Genomic DNA, 20,892 nt, shown 5'->3' with positions numbered 1-20,892 from the left:
CCTTTCATTCCCGGATCAATTCCATAATTATGGAAAGCTACGGCCCCGGGCATCACAAAACCCGCCCTAACGCGGCCCGCAGCATATTCATATCAATCGGCTTTGCCACATGTGCGTTCATCCCGGCCTCCAATGCCGCCTGGACATCTTCTGCAAATGCATTGGCCGTCATGGCTATGATCGGAATTTCCTTCGCATCTGCGCGGTCCAGGCTGCGGATAACGCGGGCTGCTTCATATCCATTCATACCAGGCATCTGGATATCCATGAGTATGACATCATAAGTCCCCGGTTCCGCGGACGTAAATGCCTCCACCATCCTGGCCCCATCTTCCCGCAGATCGGAGGACGCCCCTTCCATATGGAGGAGCTCACAGAGGATTTCCGCGTTGATTTCATTATCCTCGGCAACTAAAAAATGGCGTCCATGAAAGATACCTGCCATTTTCGGATCGGCCTCTTCCCCGCTGTCCTTATGCGCAGCCAAGGTTTGTTCTGCCTCTTCAAACTCCAGTTCTACAATAAACCTGGTTCCCTGATTGATTCCGCTTTCTACGGAGATGGTCCCTCCCATCAAATCAACCAGCCTTTTGGCAATGCTCAATCCCAAACCGGTTCCTTCGATACGTTCTGCCGCCTGTTCTCTGGTGAAAGGTTCAAATATATGCTTCAGAAACTCTTCACTCATTCCAATTCCCGTATCCTGCACGGTAAAACGGTACCGGACAGTTGACGGTGTATGTTCCGTTACAATCTCTTCCACCCGAAAATCCACTCTGCCGCCTGCAGGTGTAAACTTAACTGCATTTCCCAGCAGATTAATCAGAATCTGGTTGATTCTCAGGAAATCACCGTAAAAAGCAGTACGGGTAACCTGTTCTGCGCATATGGACAGCTGCACGCCCTGCTCCCTGGCCTGGGGAACCAGGATGGCTGTCAGCTGGTCCACGAGGTCGGGAAGCTGGAGCCTTATGTGATTGAACGATATTTTCGACTGCTCAATCCGGCTCATATCCAGCACATCATTCACCAGACTCAATAAATGCCTGCTGGATACGGTAATCTTCTGCAGACAGTCTTCCAGCCGGACCCGGTCATCGATATGGGCGAAAGCCAGGGTTGTCATGCCCACAATTGCGTTCATCGGAGTGCGGATATCATGGCTCATGGCGGATAAGAAATTACTCTTTGCCTCGTTGGCCGCCTCCGCATCCGCCAGCGCATGCTCCAGTTCCTTCTTTACCTCGCGCTCTGCCGCTATCATGTCCGTGACATCAGCCCGGACCACACAGACGGTATCGTGGTTCCGGTTTCCCCAAAGCATGCTGAACTGCTTATACCGAATCCCCTCCGTCCCCACACAGGCAGCAACAAAATCATAGCCTGAAGGTTCTTGCTCCAGCCGCTGAAGAATCGTTTCCAGCCTGAATTGATTTTGCACATTCTCAGCGGATTCAGACGCAATATCGTGATCGGTAAACGTTCTGACAGCCTCCGCATAATCTTCTGTGGTATCCGGCGGCAGATTTTCCAGTACCATATTCCGGGTATACACGGTGACGCTCCCGCTGCCGACATCTAAAAGCCCCATAAGTTCAAACGTATATGCCATCATATGCAGCAGCCCCTGCTGCTCCCGCACCGAATCCGTGATATCCGTACACACCATACAGTAGCGTTCTAAAAGAGGTTCAATGGAGGCAATCGTCATATTTTTTATGCGGATATCTCCATGATTTTCCGTGGAAAAGGTAAACGTATAGGGGCCCTTTTTTAAGCTTCTGCGTATCTCATCCGCTTCCAGCGCATGGCGGAACTGTCTGCTGTCCTTTGGCAGTACGATGGAATCAGCCATCTCTGCCGTCTGTCTCGAATGACAGCCATGGAGAGCAGGGATGTAGGACGCATTCTCATTGCAGGCCAGTATCGCATAGGAATCATGAAGAAGGTCCACATCGACCACAAAGTCATGGCTCGTGACCGACAGCTGATGGAAAATCCGTTCAGAGATCGTTTCCTCCGTAATGTCAGTAACCGTAAGGATTCCAATGATCTCACCTGCTTCCGGACCTGTCAGGAGATTGACCTTGAACTGGACAAAGCGGCCGTATTTTTCCTCGGGAAGACGGATAAAGCAGCTCATCGCCTGTTCCGTTTTATTCTGGGCATATGCGTCCAGCATGGATTCATTCATAAATATTTTCAAAAATGCCTTTTGATCTTCCCTGTCTGTAATCAGCCCCGCGAGACCCTGAAAAAATGCGTCCCTGCGCCTCCCAAACCGTTCCACAAGTGCGGAATCTGTGGAGTCCCGCATTTCCACCACCCGGTCCCGGGAAATGCTGCTGTGCCCGAGAATCAGTTCATTGGCCCCGTTCTTATGATAATGCTCCAGAAGCTGCTCCTCGTACCGGCGCCGCAGCTGTTCCTGCTCCTCGATCGTCTTGGTAATATCGGTATACACAATATATATCCGGCGGATCTCATCCGGGGAAGGCAGCATGGACAGCGTACTGCACGTCCAGAGATAGCTCCCGTCCTTTCGCTGCATACGCCCCGTCAGCTCACAGGTTCCTGTTCCGCGCTTCAAAAATTCCTGAAACTTCTGCCGATTCTTTTCAGCGTCCTCCGGATGCATCCCCGCAAAGATATCCGCATCATACAAGTGTCCGGCCTCCTCCACGGTCCGCTGTGTCATCGCAGCAAGGCCCGGTGAGATGAACTCCGTCCTCATCGTTCCATCCGGATGATACGTCATCATGGAAATACCGCCGGGGAATTGTTCTACGATGCTCCGGAAGTAGAGATCGAGACGCTCTTTTTCCCTCCGGATCTGAACCGCTTCCGTGACATCCCTTACGTATTTTACGTAAGCAGGAATGCCGTTCCAGTCCGTCTCACGGGAACGTGTATACGTAATCCGCTCGGTTCCGTCCTCTTTTATCTCATACTCTTCGCCGTCCAGCCTGCCCGCCATAATGCCGCAGAATTCGCAGGCTGCTTTTTTGTTATGCAGCGCAGCGTAACATTTTTCCCCAAGACAGTCAGGTCCGGGGGAAAAGATGCCGCCGGTTTCATTGACATAGAGCAGCTCAAAGGTATCCCTGGCGATGACATAGATGCTGTCCGCCGTCTCGTTGGTAATATTCTGATATAAGCGGCTTTCCGACGACATTCCCGTGAAGACTGCGTAGAACATGGCTGCTTCGGAGGAGGTTTTGATCTGCCGTCCATTTAAGTGAATCCAGATGAGACGGCCGTTTTTATGGCGCATCCGGTAAGATACGTCCAGAACCTCCCCGCCTTCCAGTGCTTTTGCAGCCGCCGACAGGACCCGTTCCCGGTCCGCTTCATAGATGGCGCCCAATGCATCGTTTTTCACCATCTCATTGTACTCTTCCCTGGTGTGGCCGGAGATTTCCATCACGCCGTCGGAATAGTAGACAGGGATAAAACGGCCCTCTCTTATCTCATAGCTTGCAATCCCTCCGGGAATGGAGTTTACAAGGTGTTCTAATTCCTGTTCCAGCAGTTTTTGTTTGCTGATATCGGAAATATATTCAATATGTGCCGGGCGGCCGGACCAGTCAATATCCTTTCCGACATACCGGTAGGTATGGCCGTTCCCCGGATTAAAGAGCTCGCGGAGTGCGCTGTCCTCCTGCCCGAGCGTCCCGGCCGGACAGGTCGGACAGGGGCTGTCATGGCCGAACGCCTGATAACAGGTCAGCTTCCGTCCCAGGCATTCCGGAGCAATTCCGGAACGCGCGGCCTTATTGGCATAAAGAAGCTCCCGGTTATCCAGAGCACTGATGATCACTGTCGTTGGTGAATTGTCCAGGATCGCCTCTAGCTGGTCCATGGAGATCGATGTATCTTTTGTCATTGCTGGAATCCTCCTCTCACGCCGTTCCGGCTGAATCCCTGCAGGCTTGAGTTTTTGCTGTGTTCACATTCATAATAATACGTTCAGTATAGCAAATTCCGCATCGAATAGCAATGTTTTACGAGGATTCACAATCCATTTCCCCCTCTGTCCTGCCTGTTTCTTATGGCAAAGCGGCCGCAGTCATGTTATACTGGTTACAATATCCTAAATAGTAAAAATGAGGTGAATACGTGAAAAATGATATGGAAAGGTGTCATGTCGTCTATGATGTTCTGAAGACCCATATTCAATTTGGCGCCTATCGTTTTGGCGATGTGCTCCCTACGATGGAAAACAACACTGAAAACTTCCTTGTATCACTCGATACTATACGCAGTGCTTATCTCCAGCTGGAACGGGAGGGATATATAACCCTTTCTCAAAATGTAGGGTCTACGGTAATAAAAAATTACAGCGAACAGGAAATAGAACAGAATGTCCAGCTTTTCTTTTCCCTTAGAAAGAGCGCGCTCATCGATTTAAGCAGATCTCTGCGCCCGCTCTTCACCAATGCCCAGTGGATTGGCTTAAAGAATGCCCCTTCGGAAATCTACAACAACATGCTGGAACTCAGGAAGGATCATGGCCTGCAGCCTTTTATCGCATTTAATCATATGATGCAGGCATACGATTCTCTGGGCAACGACCTCCTTACCCGGCTGCTCTGGCAGGTCTATATGTTTTTTGAAGCCCCTTATTTATGTGTACCCGACAATCCATGGTGTGATTTCGCTGTCCAGGAATTTGCTCCGCAGTCCTTGGACCTTTGTCTTAAGCAGGACTGGGATTCTCTTCAGAAATTAATATGCCAGGCACAGGATTTCCTTTCCGTGTCCTTATGCCGGTTTTATAAGGAACGGATCACGCTGCAGTCACAGGAGGAGATCCCTTTTACATGGAATTCCTATAAAAAAGCATCACAGATATGCTACTCTCTTGCCATGGACTTACTGATTGACATCAGCCTCGGCCGCTATCCGGTCGATACACTGCTGCCGTCCTTGAACAAGCTGTCCAGAGAGAGAAAAGTTTCCGTGAGCACAGCGCGCCGTACTCTCTCTTTGTTAAACGGTGTTGGCGCGGTAAAGTCAATCAAGCGGATTGGAACCAGGGTTCTTCCGTTTCACGAGACGGCCGGTAACTGTGATTTTACCAACCCGGTAGTCCGCAAACGCCTCCTGGATATGGCGCAGAGTCTGCAAATCCTGACACTGTCCTGCAAAGCGGTTTCCGAGATTACGATATCGTCACTGGATGCCGCCGGAATACAGGCAGGCACCGAGTTCCTGACCACCATGGAGACGCGTCAGATGTATCAGCTGGTCTCTTATGACTGCCTGGATCTGCTGCGGAAGTTTGCTCCCTATGAAGCGATCCGCACGATCTACGGGGAACTCCTGAAGCAGCTGTTCTGGGGGTATGGTCTTCGCAGTATGTGGAAAGAAGACGACGCTCCAACGGATTCTTATATTTCGTATTATAAAGCCTTACTGCAATCGCTGAAAGAAACGGATTCCATCCGCTTTTCCAGGAAACTGGAGGAACTCATGGTTCATGAGTTTCATCTTACAATTACCAAACTGGTTCAGCTGGGGATTGTCGAGGCAGAAGGACTTCTTATTCCAGACCTGTAACAGAAACCACCGGACCTTAGAAAAAAGAAGAGCGTGTCAGGGGCGGCAAAGCCGTTTCAATATCCCTGACATGCTCTCCTTTTTTTCATATCATACCTTGCCTCTTCTGTCTTCATTTACGGTTGATCTTTACAATTTCCTTTGTTATACTTATCCTGAGCACAATTATTCTGTATATGAGCAAAGAAGTCTTTTCAGACGTTTGGAAAGGAAAACATGATTAAAATAACAAACCAGGCCAATTTAAAGTTTCAAATGATGTCAGATAACCTCCAGGTAGGGATACTGAAATGCAGAGTTGACGAATATCTTTCCATCGAAGAGATGAACGACGGTTTTGTTCAGTTGTCAGGGTACACGGCAGAGGATATGGAACATTGTTTTAAGAACCGTCTGTCGTCGTGTATTTACGAAGAGGATCTATCGGTATTTCAATCCCTGCAGGCGGGGATCGCGCAGGGAAAAATATATGCTACGGCAGAATTTCGTATTCCTGGAAAAGACGGGGCAGCCCGCTGGTACCGTCTGCTTGTCCTCACACAATTTGATGATACGGGAAAGTCTTCCAGCGCCATCGGGATTATCTTCAACATAGATGATGAAATGCAGGCGATGGACAGGCTGCGTTCTCAGGCACAGCAGGATTCTCTGACCGGGTTATACAACCGCAAAGAAACCGAAAAGCGGATAAAACAGTTTCTGGACAGTAAGCCGGAGCTTCCCAGCGCCCTGTTTATGGTTGACATGGATAACTTCAAACTGATAAACGATACAAAGGGGCATATGGTAGGGGATGTGGTCCTGACAGAAGCGGCCTGCGCCATGAAATCTCTGATGCGCGCAACCGATATCGTGGGCCGGATTGGCGGCGACGAATTTATTGTTTTTATGAAAAACATCCCCTCCGGAGAGGCCGCCGAAAAGAAGGCAGAACGCCTGGCAGACCTGTTCCGCCACATGTTTGAACATGAAAAATACTCGGTTCAGATATCCTGCAGCATCGGTGTGGCTGTCTATCCGGAAGGCGGACGTGATTTTAAAACACTGTACAGGCATGCCGATCAGGCCCTGTACCACGCTAAGACCAACGGAAAAAATAAATATGTCATATATAACGATAAGCAGAACTATCAGCAGGGAAAGCCAGGAGACTCTTCCATCGGCGCACGCATTGATTCCGAAACGAGAACGGCTCAGGGACTCGGGGACTTTCTGACTGATATTTTTAAGATTCTTTACCGCATGGAAAATCCAGACCAGGCGATTAATCTGATACTGGAAATCGTCGGCAAAAAATTTGATGTGAGCAGGGCTTACATATTTGAATCCACCGAAGACGGCAAATACACCTCCAATACTTACGAATGGTGCCATGACGGCATTTCTCCGCAGATCGATCTTCTGCAGAATTTAAGTTACAGCCAGTTTGGGGATTACCACACCTTATTCGAGGATCAGTCGATCTTCTACTGCCGTGATATCACGGCGCTGCACCCGGCACAGAGAGAGTTATTGGAAGAACAGGGGATCTGTTCCACACTGCAGTGCGCCTTCTGGAAAGGGGAAGCGCTTGCAGGCTTCATTGGTTTTGACGAATGTACAGGCCTGCGCCTCTGGACGGAGGAGGAAGTGGATATTCTGTCGCTGATCGCTCAGATGATGACTGTTTTTCTGCAGAAACGAAGGGCGATGGACTGGTACAGCGATATGGAGCATCAGCTGCATACGATTCTCGATTCGGACGATTCCTGCATTTACGTCATCGATCAGGATTCCTTTGAGTTACTGTACTTAAGTCAAAAAGCCAAGAAATTAAAGCCCAACGTACAGCTGGGAGAATCCTGCTATCAGGCAATCTTTGGGAAAGACAACATCTGTGATTTCTGCCCGCTTCTAAATGGAGGATCGGGATTACTGAAGCTCCCTGAATGCGGCACGCAGGCAGTCTTACACGCGTCTGCCATGAAATGGCTTGGTAATGACGCGTACCTCTTATCCCTGCGCACAGATTCCGACGCAATAACTGCTCCGGAAGGGAACACCTCCGCCATTTTGACTGAAAAAAACCTGGCAGACTGCCTCCAATGGCTGACCTCCTCCGTATATCAGGAGGATGCCATAGAATACGTTCTGCGTATCGTTCAGAATTATTACCAGTCTGACCGTGTGTACTTAATTGAGGTAGATGTAAAACACAATACCGCAAACAATACCTATGAAATCTGCGCGGAAGGCGTAGCCCCGCAGAAAGACATCCTTCAGGATCTTCCGCTTGAAACGATGTCCTTCTGGATGGAACAGTTTGCAGTCAGAGGCTATATCAAAATCGATAATGTTGAAGAACTGGGAAAAGACCGCCATTTGGAATACGACATTCTGAAAAAGCAGGGGATCAACAGCCTTATGGCGATCCCGCTGTCCGGACAGGGAGGCTTCTGCGGATTCCTGGGTGTGGATGACCCCAAACAGAATAAAAAGAATTTCCATTATCTGAGAGGGCTATCCTATTTTCTCGAGAGCGAACTCGCTAAAAATGCGCTGAAGAAAAGCATGGAGTTCATGATTTATCAGGATTCCATGACGGGGCTCGAAAACCGTAACAGTTTCATGGAATACTGCGGTGACTTCTCAAAACGTATGCCGGCTCCCACAGGAGTCCTATACATGGATATCAATGGCCTCAAGCGGCTCAATGATACAAAAGGCCATCTGTATGGAGACATGCTGATCACCCGGGTATCCGATCAGATGAAACAGAATTTTCCCAATGCCCGGAAATTCCGGCTCAGCGGGGATGAATTTCTGATTGTATCCGAGGGACTGACCTATGAAGCATTTATGATGCAGATGAACCGGCTGGAAGAATCCTTATCAGATAATGGCTTCTGTATCATCTCAATCGGCACCACCTGGAATGATATCTATACCGACTTATACGAATCGTTACATAAGGCAGACCGGCTGATGTATCTGCGAAAACAGGAGTATTACAGGAAATTCCTGACGATTGCGCCCGAAAAAATGCCTATGCTGCTGGATTTGACAAACGCAATTCTGAATAAAGAGTACCTGATTTATATTCAGCCTAAGATTAACTTAAAGTCAGGACGGATCGACAGCGCCGAAGTATTGGTGCGTTACAGAGAAACGGATGGTTCCATCATGCCACCCTATCAGTTTATCCCCATGCTTGAGAGCGAGGGGCTGATATCAAATATTGATTTCTTTGTCCTGGAAGAGGTATGCAGGCTTCTGACCAGCTGGAAAGGAACGGCGTTCTCAGACATCAGGCTGGCGATCAATTTCTCAAGGATTACCCTGTTTGACAATCACTTTTTCGATAAATTCCGGGATATCTTTCAGCGTTACGAGATCAAACCGGAACAGCTGGAGATCGAAATTACAGAGACGCAGGAGACGCTCAACAAAAAGCAGATGGCCCTGCTCCTCGATCAGCTGAAGAGCCACGGATTCGGCATCGTTCTTGATGATTTCGGTGTCGAATACTCCTCCTATGAATTTTTAATGATGACGGACTTTGATCTCCTGAAAATAGACAAAAGTATCGTACAGCGGTACGGAACAGCCGGCAAATGTGAGATTTTAGTCAAACATATCGTGGAAATGTGCCATGAGCTGGGCATCGAATGCTGTGCGGAGGGAGTCGAGACGGAAGAACAATACCGTTTCTTTAAGGATATTGGCTGTGATTATATCCAGGGATATCTCATCGGAAAACCTGTTCCGCCGGAACAATTTAAGCGGTAACAAAAAATGTACTTCTATATTATTATGTATGTGAGCAAAGAATAATGAAATTTTAGGACAGGTGTAAACAGTATGGATTTCAACGAAAGAAAGAAACAAAGCAATTCCTGTTTGCCGCAGACGGCAGGCGGAACATGTCCAGAAAGGAAATATCCAGCAGGGAAATGTCCAGAAGGAATGGATTTCATGAAAGTCAGCGTTATTTGCTGTTTGATGGATGACCCTCTCACATTCTTATGGGGAAACTCCAGCTTTTTCCGCCTTACAGGTTATACAATGGAAGAATTTTTGAGTCTCTTCCCGAGCCTGCAGGAATACTATATTCAGTTTCCTGATGATTTTGCAGCGATCCGTCGTGAGGCGGAGCAGGCAGTGAAAGCCGGAAGATCTGATATCGATATGACCATCCGGCTGCCCCGGCAGACAGATGGTTATTCCTGGGTGCGCCTTCTGGGGTCAGTAATCGCTGATCCGGCGGCAGAGGGACCGGTACTCCAAATGGAATTAGCCGATATCAGTGCTCTGGCTGCCGAAAAAGAAGAACAGGCCCGGTTGTGTGAACAGAAGCAGCACTGCTTTCGATCGGTGCTGGATACCTACGAAGGCAATGCTTATGTCAGTGATATCGACACCTATGAGCTTCTTTATCTGAACCAGACCTCCTGCGAGGTGCTTGGCATGCCGGCCTCAAAAGTGTTGGGCCAAAAGTGCTATGAGATCATTCAGGGCCGGACCTCCCCCTGTCCCTTCTGTACCAACGACAAACTATGCAGGGAAGAATTCTATCAATGGGAATTCTATAATCCCACTTTAGGCCGGACATTTATGATCAGAAATCTGGAAATTAACTGGGAGGGACGCCGGGCACGCCTCGAGCTCTCCCATGACACCTTCAGCGCGGAATACAAGCTGGCAAAGAAGGATCAGGAGCGGGACGCGCTGATTAACAGTGTTCACGGCGGATTTGCGCGGGTAGACGCCAGAGACAGGAGGACAATCCTCTGGTATGGCGGCGGGTTCCTCGACCTGATCGGCTATACGAAGACAGAATTTGAACAGGAGCTGCATTCCCAATGTACCTATGTACATCCGGAGGATATTGAACAGATCTCCGATATCATGGAGCAGTCACGGTTCACCGGCAGGCCCACGGCGGCAGAAGGACGTATCGTCACCTTTCATGGGGTTCTTAAGATATTGGCGCTGTCCTTCAGCTTTGTCAGTGCCGAGGACAGCTGGGATGGCATCCCGTCCTACTACAGTGTGGGACTCGATGTGACCAGGGAACGCATGGAGCAGGCGCGGCAGAGACAGGTGCTGGAGGATGCCTGCAAGACAGCCCAGATTGCCAACGAGGCCAAGACTAACTTCCTCTCCTCCATGTCTCATGATATCCGTACGCCGATGAATGCCATCATAGGCATGTCCGTCATCGCCCAGGCAAACTTATACTCTCCGGAAAAGACACAGGATTGCCTTACAAAAATCAACACAGCCAGCCGCCATCTTCTGAATCTGATCAATGAGGTGCTGGATATGTCTAAAATTGAAAGCGGGAAGATCGATCTGTCATCGGAGGAAGTCTCGCTGCCAAAATTGATTGAAGATGTGATGGATGTATTCCGTCCCCTGGTCGGGGAAAAACATCAGACGCTTCAGGTAAATGCCAATCGTGTCCGCCATGAAAAGGTGGTGACAGACGGCGGCCGCCTGCAGCAGGTGCTTGTCAATCTTCTGTCCAATGCCATCAAATATACGCCGGAAGGCGGAACCATCGGACTGCGAATCCAGGAAACGCCCTCTTTTGCAAAGGGAAAGGGACAGTATTCCTTCGTCGTAACCGACTCGGGAATCGGTATGAATGAAGACTTTATCCCGCATCTCTTTGAGCCCTTCACCCGGGCGGACGACGCCAGCATTCACAATATCCAGGGCACCGGCCTCGGCATGGCAATTACCCAGAACATCGTCCGCATGATGAATGGCACCATTGAGGTAAAAAGTACTCCGGGGAAAGGCAGCCAGTTTATCGTTGCCGTTACCTTTGATTTATGCGGAGAGCCAGAGACAGATGATGCAGAACTGGCCGGGCTGCCGGTTTTGGTCGTGGATGATGATCAGATCCTGTGCGAAAGTGTTTCCGAAATTCTGAACGATCTGGGTATGCAGTGCAGCTGGGTGCTGTCCGGAAGGGAAGCCGTCGACCGTGTCGCCGCGGCTCATGAAGCGGCGGCGGATTTCTTTGCTGTAATCCTGGACTGGATCATGCCCGATATCGACGGTCTGGAGACCTTAAAACGAATACGAAAAAAGGTTGGCATCGACATGCCGATTATCATCGTATCCGCCTATGACTTCTCTGAAATCGAGGATAAATTCCGTCTGGCGGGCGCAGATGCCTTCATCACAAAGCCGCTGTTTAAATCAAAAATGGTACATACCTTCCATAAATTTTGCAGAATTGACCGTTCCGACGCCCGGAGCGCCCTGCGTGAGAGGTCAGATGCCGCCTTGGACGGTAAGAAGCTCCTGCTGGCAGAGGATAATGAACTCAATCGTGAAATCGCAGTCGAACTGCTGGAAACACACGGCCTCCTGATCGATACGGCGGAAAATGGTTCCATCGCAGTCAACAAATTTGAAGCCTCCGCTCCCGGAGAGTATGCCGGTATTCTGATGGATATACAAATGCCAGTGATGGATGGATACAAGGCAACGAAAATGATCCGGTCACTGGAACGGGAGGATGCCCGCACCATTCCAATTCTTGCCCTGACGGCCAATGCATTCGCCTCCGACATCGGAAAGGCTCACAGCGCGGGAATGAACGACCATATTGCCAAGCCCATCGATATCGAAATTCTTATGGAAATTCTGCGGCGGTGGATTGGTTAGACGGAATAGTGGACCATTTAACAGACCGCATAACCCGGCCACATAATAGGACACATAACAACTGGTGGACAGATATGGCGAAAATCGCCAGTTCTGCCCACCACATCTTTCACCAGAATTCTTTACAAAACAGATATCTATGCCTCTGTACCAGAAAGACTTTTACTTCATCTAAGAGTAATACGATCCTGCCAATACGAACATCCCGGTTTTCATTCTGCCGCAAGAGGAATCATCATCAGAAATAATATTTTTCCGAACCGCCAATACCTCTCTACAAGTACTCTTCCGTCAAAAGCCCGGCTATAACGGAATTGCCTGCTGCAATATCGCTTACCATATCATTGCCCGCCTGGGCCCCGTTAAAAGCTAAAACACTTCCGCCGGCTTCCCGCACCAGAAGCATCCCTGCCGCAACGTCCCATATTTTTAAGTTCCGTTCAAAATAACCGTCTAATCGTCCGCACGCAACATACGCAAGGTCCATGGCCGCGGATCCGCTTCTTCGGATATCCTGACAATCCATAAACAGGCGCTTGAATATATCAAAGTTCTTATCCGCGGTCTCTTTGTAATACGGGGAAGTCCCTATGGCGATCAGACTATCCTCCATACGCGCCGCGCGGCTTACCGCTGTACTCTTTCCATTGAGCCGGCAGCCCCGGCCCTTCTGTGCCATAAACAGCTCCTCACTGTATGGATTGTATACAAAGCCAAGCACTACCTCACTGCGCTCCATCAGTGCCAGTGAAATGCAGCTGGCATGGCAGTCATGAATCAAATTGGTGGTTCCATCCACAGGATCGAGGATCCACACAAGGCCGGATTTGTCTATCTCCTGATTCGTCTTTTCCTCACTCAAAAATTGAACCTGGGGATAATCCGCTTCCAAACGCCCGCGTATAAACTGCTGCACCCTGTAATCTACCTCGGTTACGTAATCCGCCTCTCCTTTTATCTTCACACAGCCAGCGGCTTCCCTATCCTGAAACAGTTCCCCCGCCTGCCGAAGAAGTGCTTCCAGTTCCTCAATATTAACTTTTGCCAGTTCCATCCGTAATACACCTTTCCTGATTATATGCTGCATACAGCCTTCCAGCCCGCATTACCCGAAATACTGCTGCTGTGTGCGGTTCTATTTTATCCGCAAATGGGGCCACCGTCGGACAATCGCTGTAATAAACCGGTATGCCGGATTTGTAAAGCTGCTCTAAAACTGGCGGAGCCGCACTCTCATAGCGCCTGTCACTGGAAGCGCAGATCACGGCATACTGGGGCGATACCGCATGCAGTATTTCCGGAGTCAGGCTATTGGCCTGACCATGATGCCCCACCTTAAATACGTCTGCCTTTATATCCCCCCTGCATGCTTCGTAGTCAGAGGCCTCCGCATCGCCAGCCAGCAAAAATGTTTTTTCGCCGCAGGCAATATGCAGAATCATACTGGAGCTGTTCATGCATCTGTCAAGAGCCGGCAGCAGATCCCGTCTTCCTTCCTGGTATAAGGCTTTTAGCCGCGCCGTCTGCCGGTCCAGAGCCTCTTCTGCCGGCCCAAGAATATGAATCCGGATTCCATTTGCCGGGAACATGGTGCTGCTGTCCGGATAACCTGGTTTCGCCTGAATAACACGGCCTCCCTGCGCTTTCACATAACGGCATAAAGCGGCGTAGCCGTTCAGAGCAGCAATTAGCTTACGGCCGGATTCCTCTCCAGTCCCGTCATTGAGAAGCTTCATGATTTCTGATAACTCAGCGGGAAAAGGCTGCCACAGAAATTCAGGACACCATTTTAAAGCAATCGGAAGCAGACCGCATGTATGGTCTTCATGAATATGCGTACATACCATTACGTCGATATGCTTAATGCCTCTTTTCTCCATATAATCGACTGCTCTTAACCTGCCTGTTGACCGATCCGCATACTCTGCCTGCTCTCCGCTTCCACCGTCAATGACCATTACAAACAGGCCGTCGCGGCGCTCCGGATCCGGCGCTTCGATCAGAATTGCATCCCCATTTCCCACATTCATAAAAGTGACTTGCGCTGTCCATTCTTCCATTTTATTTCATCGCCTTTTTCATATAAATACTGCTCATAATCAACACAAATACGGTCATAACTATGGCACAGGCACTGGCTAAACCGAATTTCAGGCTTTTTATACCGTATGTATACATGAACTGTGTAATAGTAGTGGTCGTGTTAGCCGGGCCTCCGCCCGTCAGAATATTTACCTTTTCAAACAGCCGGAACGTATCAATCGTACGAAGCATGGCACACAGCGCAATCCCACCGCCAATGTTGGGAAGCGTAATATGGCGAAAGCGCTGCAATGCTCCCGCTCCATCGATACTGGCCGCCTGATACTGGCTTTCCGGCACGCCCTGTAAATGGGCATAGATCAGCAGAAAGGCAAATGGAACATTCTGCCAGACATCAATCACCAACAGCGTACCAAAAGCAGTCTTTCCATCATAAAACCAGTTATATACCGGAAGTCCAAGTGCGGTAAATACATCGGTTATAATTCCATAATTCGGCGACAGCATCATACGCCAGATCAGCGCGACGGTGACGGCCGGAAGCAGGTAGGGAAGCAGAAGAAGGGTTCTGACCACCTTCTGCCCCCGCTTTAGACTTTTGACAAAGAGAGCCGTCAGAAGTCCCAGCACCACCTCCAGTACCACCGCAATCACTGTAAATTTCACCGTATTTGACACTGCCTGCCGGAAATACATGTTCTGAAACAGTGCGGTATAATTGGCAAGGCCGGAAAACGGGTGCGTCCCCTTTAAATAGTTATAATCTGTAAAGCTGTAATATATTGTAAATAGTACCGGATATACCGTCATAACCAGCAGGAAAACAATCGTTGGCGCCGTCATCTGACTGACGAAGATTCCTTTTTCCCTCTTTCCAAATTCCCGTCTGACCATATATGTATTACCATGCCTTTCCATAATTCTAATTTTGTACGGTTTACTGCATTAACAGCTCCAGCTGTGCCTGTGCATCCGCCAGCCCCTGTTCCGTCGTCTTGACGCCTGCCATAATGCTTCCTATTTCAGCGCCCAGAATGTTCGTAAATTCTGTCCACTCAGCGATGGCCGGGCGATAGACTCCACTCTCCAGCGCTTTGCATACGGTTTCCAGGTGTGGGTATTCATTCAGTATCTCTTCATTGGTGAGGCAGCTGTATCTGCATGGTACCCCTCCGTTTGCAATACTCTCCAGCTGTACCTGAGGATCCATGATGTACTGAAGCAGTTCATATGCAAGATCCGGATGGGGGCTGTTTGCCGGAATCCCGATTGTCCATGTGCCATACTCCGAGGTATTGTATACCTGGCCATCCTTCGATGCCTTTGCAGGGCTGACCATGTAATTGGCCGCACTGTCCGCGCTTGGCACGTACCAGCCAGGCCAGCCGATCGCAAGTGCTGCGGAACCATTATCTACGGCTGCTGTCACATCATCCTTGGACATTGCGGCGCCGGTTTTAATCAGTTCTGTATAGTAATTCACAGCTTCTGAAAATTCTGCTGTATTTACCGATGGCTTATTGTTATCATCGACTACCCAGCCGCCGTATGCCAGCAGGATCGGCAGAAAATCAGATACAATATTATCTCCGGTATCTCCTCTGTAGGCAAAACCATTAATACCGGATTCCTTCGACGCTTTCGCTACAGCAAGCATGTCCTCTAAAGTAGTAATTTCCTCCGGCTTGTAGCCTGCCGCCTCCACATTTGCCTTATTGTAAAGCATAACCGTCACATTGCCAAAATACGGCGCCAGGTAGATATCATCTCCTACCATACAGATTCTGGTAGTGTTGGGAATAATATCATCATCAAACTGGTATCCCATCTCTGATAAATTAGCCAGTACATTGTTTTCCGTAAATTCTGCCATCCAGCTTCCATCTACCATACATAAATCGTAAGTTCCCGTTTCATTGACCGCATCCAGTGCGATTCCCGTATGTAAGTCGTCAAATGACATTTCCAGGACCTCAATCTTACAGTTATGATCCGCCTCGAAATCCGGGAGAGCCTTTTTAATGACCTCTGCATAGGAACCGCCTCTTAATATAAGCGTCATCTCTGCTGTTTCTCCCGGAGCCGCCTCCTGCGCCTGGCTGTTCTCAGTCTGCATGGCGCTGTTCGTCTGTGTCTCCGTGCTGCTGTCTGCTGACTGCACAGTCTCCCGGGCGCTGCTTCCACACGCGGTCAGCGAGGCCGTCATCGCGAGGCCCGCAGCCAGAAGTTTCAAATTTTTCATTTTCATCTTTTTCATTTTCATCTTCATCTTTTTCATCTCCATTTTCTTCATTTCCTTTCATGCTCACTTTTCTTTACTCTATTCTTTCACAGCCCCACTTGATAATCCGCTTATGAGGTAATTCTGTGCAAAGATCACAAAGACTGCCACCGGTATAAACGAGCTTACGCCCCCTGCTGCCACCAATCCAAAGTTTGTAACATTATCTTCTGTATTCAGCACCGCCAGGGCCAAAGGAATCGTATAATTGGATGGGGAGCGTGTCAGAATCACGCTGTATGTATATTCATTCCATGCATACAGAAAGGAAAGCATGGCAATCGCCGCAATCCCCGGCAAAACCAGAGGCAGTACAAGTCTGGTGAAAAGCTGCCACTCTGTTGCACCGTCGATCTTACCGCTCTCTTCCACTTCCTCCGGCAATTCCTCGAAGAAGGACACCATAAACCAGATAACCAGAGGGATATTAACCAGCATGCACGCCAAGATTATCGGAAGTCTCGTACCCATCACCCCCATCCTGGTAAACAGGGTATACAGCGGAATGACAAATGCTACCGGCGGCAGCACTCTGATCAGCAGCACCCACCCGGTTACAGGCAGCCTCAGACGAAACCGGAAGCGTTTACGCGACAATACGTAGGCTGTGGTAAGCCCCAGCGCCAGAGACAGCACAAGCGCAGTGCCCGCATTGATCAGGCTGTTTTGAAGGGCAGTACCAAATGACTTCTGAGTAAACAGTTCTGTAAAATGGGAAATGGTAAGCTGTTGAGGAAATAGTCCCGCTCCCGCACTGGTTTCCGCCGTCGGACGGATTGCCATGATTATCAGCCAATAGATCGGAAACAGTGTGACAAACAGTAAGACGGTCAAACCGATTCCCTTCCATAAAAATATGCATTTTTTTCTCATAAGCCCTCTGTTCACCCGGCTTATATCCCGTTCAGCTGCTGCTTTTGTTCTTACCGGCAGCGTACGCTCTGTCATTTCCATGTTGAATACCTCTCTTTCTACATCTTTCTTCTGAGATGAAGATTCATGATATCTGTTCTGATATAATCATAGGAAAACAGGACAGGGATTCCTTCATCATTTACATGCAGCTGTTCAAGAAGCACTACCGGCTCTTTTAGATACACAAGCGCCAGCTCGTCCCATGTGTTATTGGGATTAACTCCTTTAATGAAGGTATCCGCACCGGCAATTGTGACACCGCATTTATCTCTCAACAACTGAAAGATACTGCCCTTTAACCCCTCATCGAAGATATCACCCACCAGCTTCTCCGGAAATATATTATAGGAAAATACAACCGGCACCCCATTGGCCGTTCTCTCTCGGTTCATCACAACGATCCGATCCTGCTGTGTCAGCCCCAGCCGATCCGAAACCACCAGATCCGGCGTTTCATGGGTGACGCTGTAGAATATACTTCCCGCTTCATATCCCGCATTTTCAATCATCTGCCCGATGGAGCTTAAAAACATTATTGGATTCTCCATCTTCTGCTTGTTCTCTTTTACATAAGTTCCTGAACCGTGACGCTTGTCCACCATTCCCTTTTGCTGCAGAATATTCAAGGTTTCCCTTATGGTGGATCGCCCCACATGGAACTCTCCTGCAAGCGCTAACTCCCCTGGTATCTTCTGGCCGATCTGCCATTCTCCGTTTCTTATCTTGTTTTCCAGAATTCCTGCTATCTGTTCATAACGGTACTGCATCCTGTACTCTCCTGTTTTCGTTTTATGTCTCGCAATAGTTGTCAGACATCTTTTATGTTTTTAATTATAGAGAGAGGAAGTAAAATCTGTAATCATCTTTACGTAAACTGTTAGTAAAACCGGGCATGTACTGCCAAAGTAAGCAAAATCGAGTATAATCAGGCGAGAGGAACTAATCAAAGACAGCCAGTGATATTCTGATCTTTATCATCAGCTTATCACTGGCCGGAAGTATTTTATATGGAATTGTATCAAGGATAAACTTACTTTTTAAAGACCAGGAGCATCGCCAGGGAACTGCAGAATATTACGCAGTTCATCCGCCGCTGCGAATCCACTCCACCCATACCGAGTAATATTTCCCCAGAATATGTGCGCCATCAGTGGAGTAAGCCACAGACAAATTTCCGTTCTCATCGTCAAAGAGGCTGTTGACATCGATATAACGACAGCCGGTATCTTCCGCTATATTTTTAATAGCTTTATTTAGGGCATCAATTCTCTGGTTATTAAAAATATTGCTTTTGGCGGCTTTTTCCCCTGTTACGTGTAAATTGGCCTCAAGCACCAGGGCTGCCGCAGGCTGTTCTTCGCGGATTCTCTCCACGACAGAGCGGTATTGATTGACAATCGCCTTATCTTCATATCCAAGCTCGTTGATACCCAGCATGAGATAAATCGTCCGATAGTTTTCCGACGCGAACACTTCCTCCAGCGTCTTTTTCTCGCCGCCTTTCACGGATACCCGAGCCTCAAAGAGATCAAATACCGACATACCGGAATTCGCAAATACATCCGCCTGCCCTAAATCACCATACTCGGAAAGCCCCACAGTCCGTGAATCTCCTATAAACAACACACTGGAAAAATCTTCATTAATATCACTCTCACTTACAGCCCTTTCTTCTGTCTCCGGAGATGATGGTGTACTCTCCTCTGCGTTCATTGCTTCCATCTTTTCCGTCTCTTCCGCTTCCACCGTCATAGCCCCCGTCATTTCTGTGCTCTGTGCCTCCACCATACGGTTGTCCGCAAGTATTGCCGCCGTCTCCCGGTCTATCGGTTCGTTTTTCGGTATATCCATTGACAGTTTCGTGGCTGCCATGACAATCATACTGCCTGTCAAAAGAATACTGTACCAATATCTTCTCATCCCACACCTCCGCCTTCAATCATAATTCTAAAATCTGAAATATAAAAACGGATCGTCCATTCCAATACGTATACAATACACACAAGCCCAGAATACGGCCAGAAGCACAACTGCCGTAACCAGGGAGTATTTATGCCGATTATAAATTCGACAGGGGATATCCGTCATAAACACAAGCCCAGCCGCAATGGAGACCGCGTAAAGTTTTCCATACTTCAGATAATCCCCGCTGAAATAGAAAAGGCTCTGTTTCATTAAAAAGGGGAACAGTCTCTGAAAATACAGCAGGATCTGTCTGATGTCCGTAACGGCAAATACAAGCCAGGTCAAAGGAATCGTAAGCATCATATAGAGATGTCCGATTACCCGCCGCCGTTCCAGCACCCGATGCAGTCCAATTCGCTCGATGGACATGATCAGGAACAGCAGAAGCCCCCATATTATAAAGTTCCAGCTGGCTCCGTGCCAGAATCCGGTTAAAAGCCAGACTGCCAGCAGATTTCGAAAGGTCAAAAGGGCCCCTCTCCGGTTCCCTCCCAGGGGAATGTATACGTACTCCCGAAACCAGCTGCCAAGAGTTATATGCCACCTTCGCCAGAATTCCGTCATGGACAGAGACATGTATGGATGATTGAAGTTATTCGGAAGCTTAAACCCCATCATAGTACCCAGTCCCTTTGCCATGAGTGAATACCCGCAAAAATCGAAATAAATCTGCAGGCTGAAGGCTGCAAGACCGAGCCAGGCCAACGGGGTGGAAATGCTCTCATAACCAATCGTCTGCACTTCAGTCCATAAGCCGCCGACCCGATTTGCCAGGAGCACCTTAAAGCCCAAACCAATGGTGAACTCCCTCAGCCCCTCCTCAATGGCGCGGAAGGTAACCTTCCTTCTGCCAATCTGTGCCCGCATAGAGGAATACGTCACAATCGGACCTGCGATCAGCTGTGGGAACATGCTGATATACATGCCGAAGCCAACCATAGACCGCTCATAGGGAACCGTTTTTCGATATATATCCGCCAGATATGAAACTGCCTGAAAAGTATAGAAACTGATTCCCACCGGGAGTACCGGCGCAAAAACCGGCAAATGCAATGGAATCCCCGCTCTTCCCAGAAGCAGATTTACGTTTTGGGCGATGAATGCGGAATATTTGAAAAGGATCAGCCAGGAAAGGTTATAGATTATACCGCAGACCAGCCACCTCTTTCGCATCCTCCCCAGCCTCCGCCGTCCTATCAAAATCCCGATTCTGTAGTTGACCAGAATAGAAAGGACCAGGAGAACAAAATAAAAAGGGGTATCCCTGACCCCATAAAAATAAAAACCAAGGCTTCCCGCAAAAAGCCAAAAATTCTTCCAGCTGCATGGGATTATGTAATAGATCATCAAAAATAGCGGAAGAAACCGAAATATAAATTCTAAACTGCTGAATACCATGTTTTCCCTCTCATTTGTAAATTCCTGCTTCTTTTTTAGACAAATAATGAGGGCAAAAAGTTGCA

The 20,892-nt window shown here is 48.7% G+C and carries 12 protein-coding genes; 3 read left to right on the top strand and 9 right to left on the bottom strand.

The annotated features are described in order from the left end of the window. Positions 1-52: 52 nt before the first annotated feature. Complete coding sequence (locus H8S80_RS05315) at positions 53-3,886, bottom strand: PAS domain-containing hybrid sensor histidine kinase/response regulator family protein (protein ID WP_117630455.1); 3,834 nt, start codon at positions 3,884-3,886, stop codon at positions 53-55. Positions 3,887-4,119: 233 nt separating this feature from the next. On the opposite strand from H8S80_RS05315, the gene H8S80_RS05310 reads away from it, so the two are divergent. The 3 genes from H8S80_RS05310 (at position 4,120) to H8S80_RS05300 (ending at position 12,225) form a co-directional block, all read left to right on the top strand. After that, positions 4,120-5,562 (top strand): GntR family transcriptional regulator, encoded by a 1,443-nt coding sequence (locus H8S80_RS05310; RefSeq protein ID WP_025531844.1) that lies wholly within the window; start codon positions 4,120-4,122, stop codon positions 5,560-5,562. Positions 5,563-5,778: 216 nt separating this feature from the next. Continuing rightward, positions 5,779-9,330 (top strand): bifunctional diguanylate cyclase/phosphodiesterase, encoded by a 3,552-nt coding sequence (locus H8S80_RS05305; protein WP_117630454.1) that lies wholly within the window; start codon positions 5,779-5,781, stop codon positions 9,328-9,330. Positions 9,331-9,516: 186 nt separating this feature from the next. After that, entirely contained in the window at positions 9,517-12,225 is a 2,709-nt protein-coding gene (locus tag H8S80_RS05300; protein ID WP_243007820.1) for a PAS domain-containing hybrid sensor histidine kinase/response regulator, read from the top strand. Between the two features lie 274 nt (positions 12,226-12,499). Here the strand turns inward: H8S80_RS05300 and H8S80_RS05295 are convergent, their stop codons facing one another. The 8 genes from H8S80_RS05295 to H8S80_RS05260 form a co-directional block, all read right to left on the bottom strand. Continuing rightward, the gene (locus H8S80_RS05295; RefSeq protein WP_117630453.1) at positions 12,500-13,279 is read right to left on the bottom strand and encodes an inositol monophosphatase family protein; all 780 of its coding nucleotides are present in this window, start codon (positions 13,277-13,279) and stop codon (positions 12,500-12,502) included. Beyond that, positions 13,260-14,285: a ComEC/Rec2 family competence protein gene (locus H8S80_RS05290; RefSeq protein WP_117630452.1), complete on the bottom strand. Its 1,026-nt coding sequence runs from the start codon at positions 14,283-14,285 to the stop codon at positions 13,260-13,262. The genes H8S80_RS05295 and H8S80_RS05290 overlap by 20 nt, the downstream gene beginning before the upstream one ends. Position 14,286: 1 nt before the next feature. After that, a complete protein-coding gene (locus H8S80_RS05285; protein WP_002599880.1) occupies positions 14,287-15,162 on the bottom strand; it encodes a carbohydrate ABC transporter permease in 876 nt (291 codons plus the stop codon). A gap of 43 nt (positions 15,163-15,205) precedes the next feature. Then, on the bottom strand, positions 15,206-16,537 hold the full coding sequence (locus tag H8S80_RS05280; RefSeq protein WP_243010323.1) for an extracellular solute-binding protein: 1,332 nt from the start codon (positions 16,535-16,537) through the stop codon (positions 15,206-15,208). Between the two features lie 51 nt (positions 16,538-16,588). After that, complete coding sequence (locus tag H8S80_RS05275; protein ID WP_117630451.1) at positions 16,589-17,503, bottom strand: carbohydrate ABC transporter permease; 915 nt, start codon at positions 17,501-17,503, stop codon at positions 16,589-16,591. A 17-nt stretch (positions 17,504-17,520) separates the two neighbouring features. Then, the gene (locus H8S80_RS05270) at positions 17,521-18,231 is read right to left on the bottom strand and encodes a GntR family transcriptional regulator (RefSeq protein ID WP_117630450.1); all 711 of its coding nucleotides are present in this window, start codon (positions 18,229-18,231) and stop codon (positions 17,521-17,523) included. Between the two features lie 316 nt (positions 18,232-18,547). Beyond that, a complete protein-coding gene (locus H8S80_RS05265; RefSeq protein WP_117630449.1) occupies positions 18,548-19,384 on the bottom strand; it encodes a GDSL-type esterase/lipase family protein in 837 nt (278 codons plus the stop codon). A gap of 27 nt (positions 19,385-19,411) precedes the next feature. Then, positions 19,412-20,827, bottom strand: a complete 1,416-nt coding sequence (locus tag H8S80_RS05260; protein ID WP_117630448.1) for an MBOAT family O-acyltransferase — start codon at positions 20,825-20,827, stop codon at positions 19,412-19,414. Positions 20,828-20,892 lie beyond the last annotated feature (65 nt).

It is taken from the genome of Hungatella sp. L36 (genome assembly GCF_014288035.1).
Note: the sequence above shows the minus strand (reverse complement) of the source record. Positions and strands in the feature narration are given on the sequence as shown.

Bases quoted from the DNA above. Each gene is read 5' to 3' on its own strand.
- H8S80_RS05315 (WP_117630455.1), bottom strand. From the start codon at position 3,886: ATGACAAAAGATACATCGATCTCCATGGACCAGCTAGAGGCGATCCTG.
- H8S80_RS05305 (WP_117630454.1), top strand. From the start codon at position 5,779: ATGATTAAAATAACAAACCAGGCCAATTTAAAGTTTCAAATGATGTCA.
- H8S80_RS05300 (WP_243007820.1), top strand. From the start codon at position 9,517: ATGAAAGTCAGCGTTATTTGCTGTTTGATGGATGACCCTCTCACATTC.
- H8S80_RS05295 (WP_117630453.1), bottom strand. From the start codon at position 13,279: ATGGAACTGGCAAAAGTTAATATTGAGGAACTGGAAGCACTTCTTCGG.
- H8S80_RS05290 (WP_117630452.1), bottom strand. From the start codon at position 14,285: ATGGAAGAATGGACAGCGCAAGTCACTTTTATGAATGTGGGAAATGGG.
- H8S80_RS05285 (WP_002599880.1), bottom strand. From the start codon at position 15,162: ATGGTCAGACGGGAATTTGGAAAGAGGGAAAAAGGAATCTTCGTCAGT.
- H8S80_RS05280 (WP_243010323.1), bottom strand. From the start codon at position 16,537: ATGAAGATGAAAATGAAAAAGATGAAAATGAAAAATTTGAAACTTCTG.
- H8S80_RS05275 (WP_117630451.1), bottom strand. From the start codon at position 17,503: ATGGAAATGACAGAGCGTACGCTGCCGGTAAGAACAAAAGCAGCAGCT.
- H8S80_RS05270 (WP_117630450.1), bottom strand. From the start codon at position 18,231: ATGCAGTACCGTTATGAACAGATAGCAGGAATTCTGGAAAACAAGATA.
- H8S80_RS05265 (WP_117630449.1), bottom strand. From the start codon at position 19,384: ATGAGAAGATATTGGTACAGTATTCTTTTGACAGGCAGTATGATTGTC.
- H8S80_RS05260 (WP_117630448.1), bottom strand. From the start codon at position 20,827: ATGGTATTCAGCAGTTTAGAATTTATATTTCGGTTTCTTCCGCTATTT.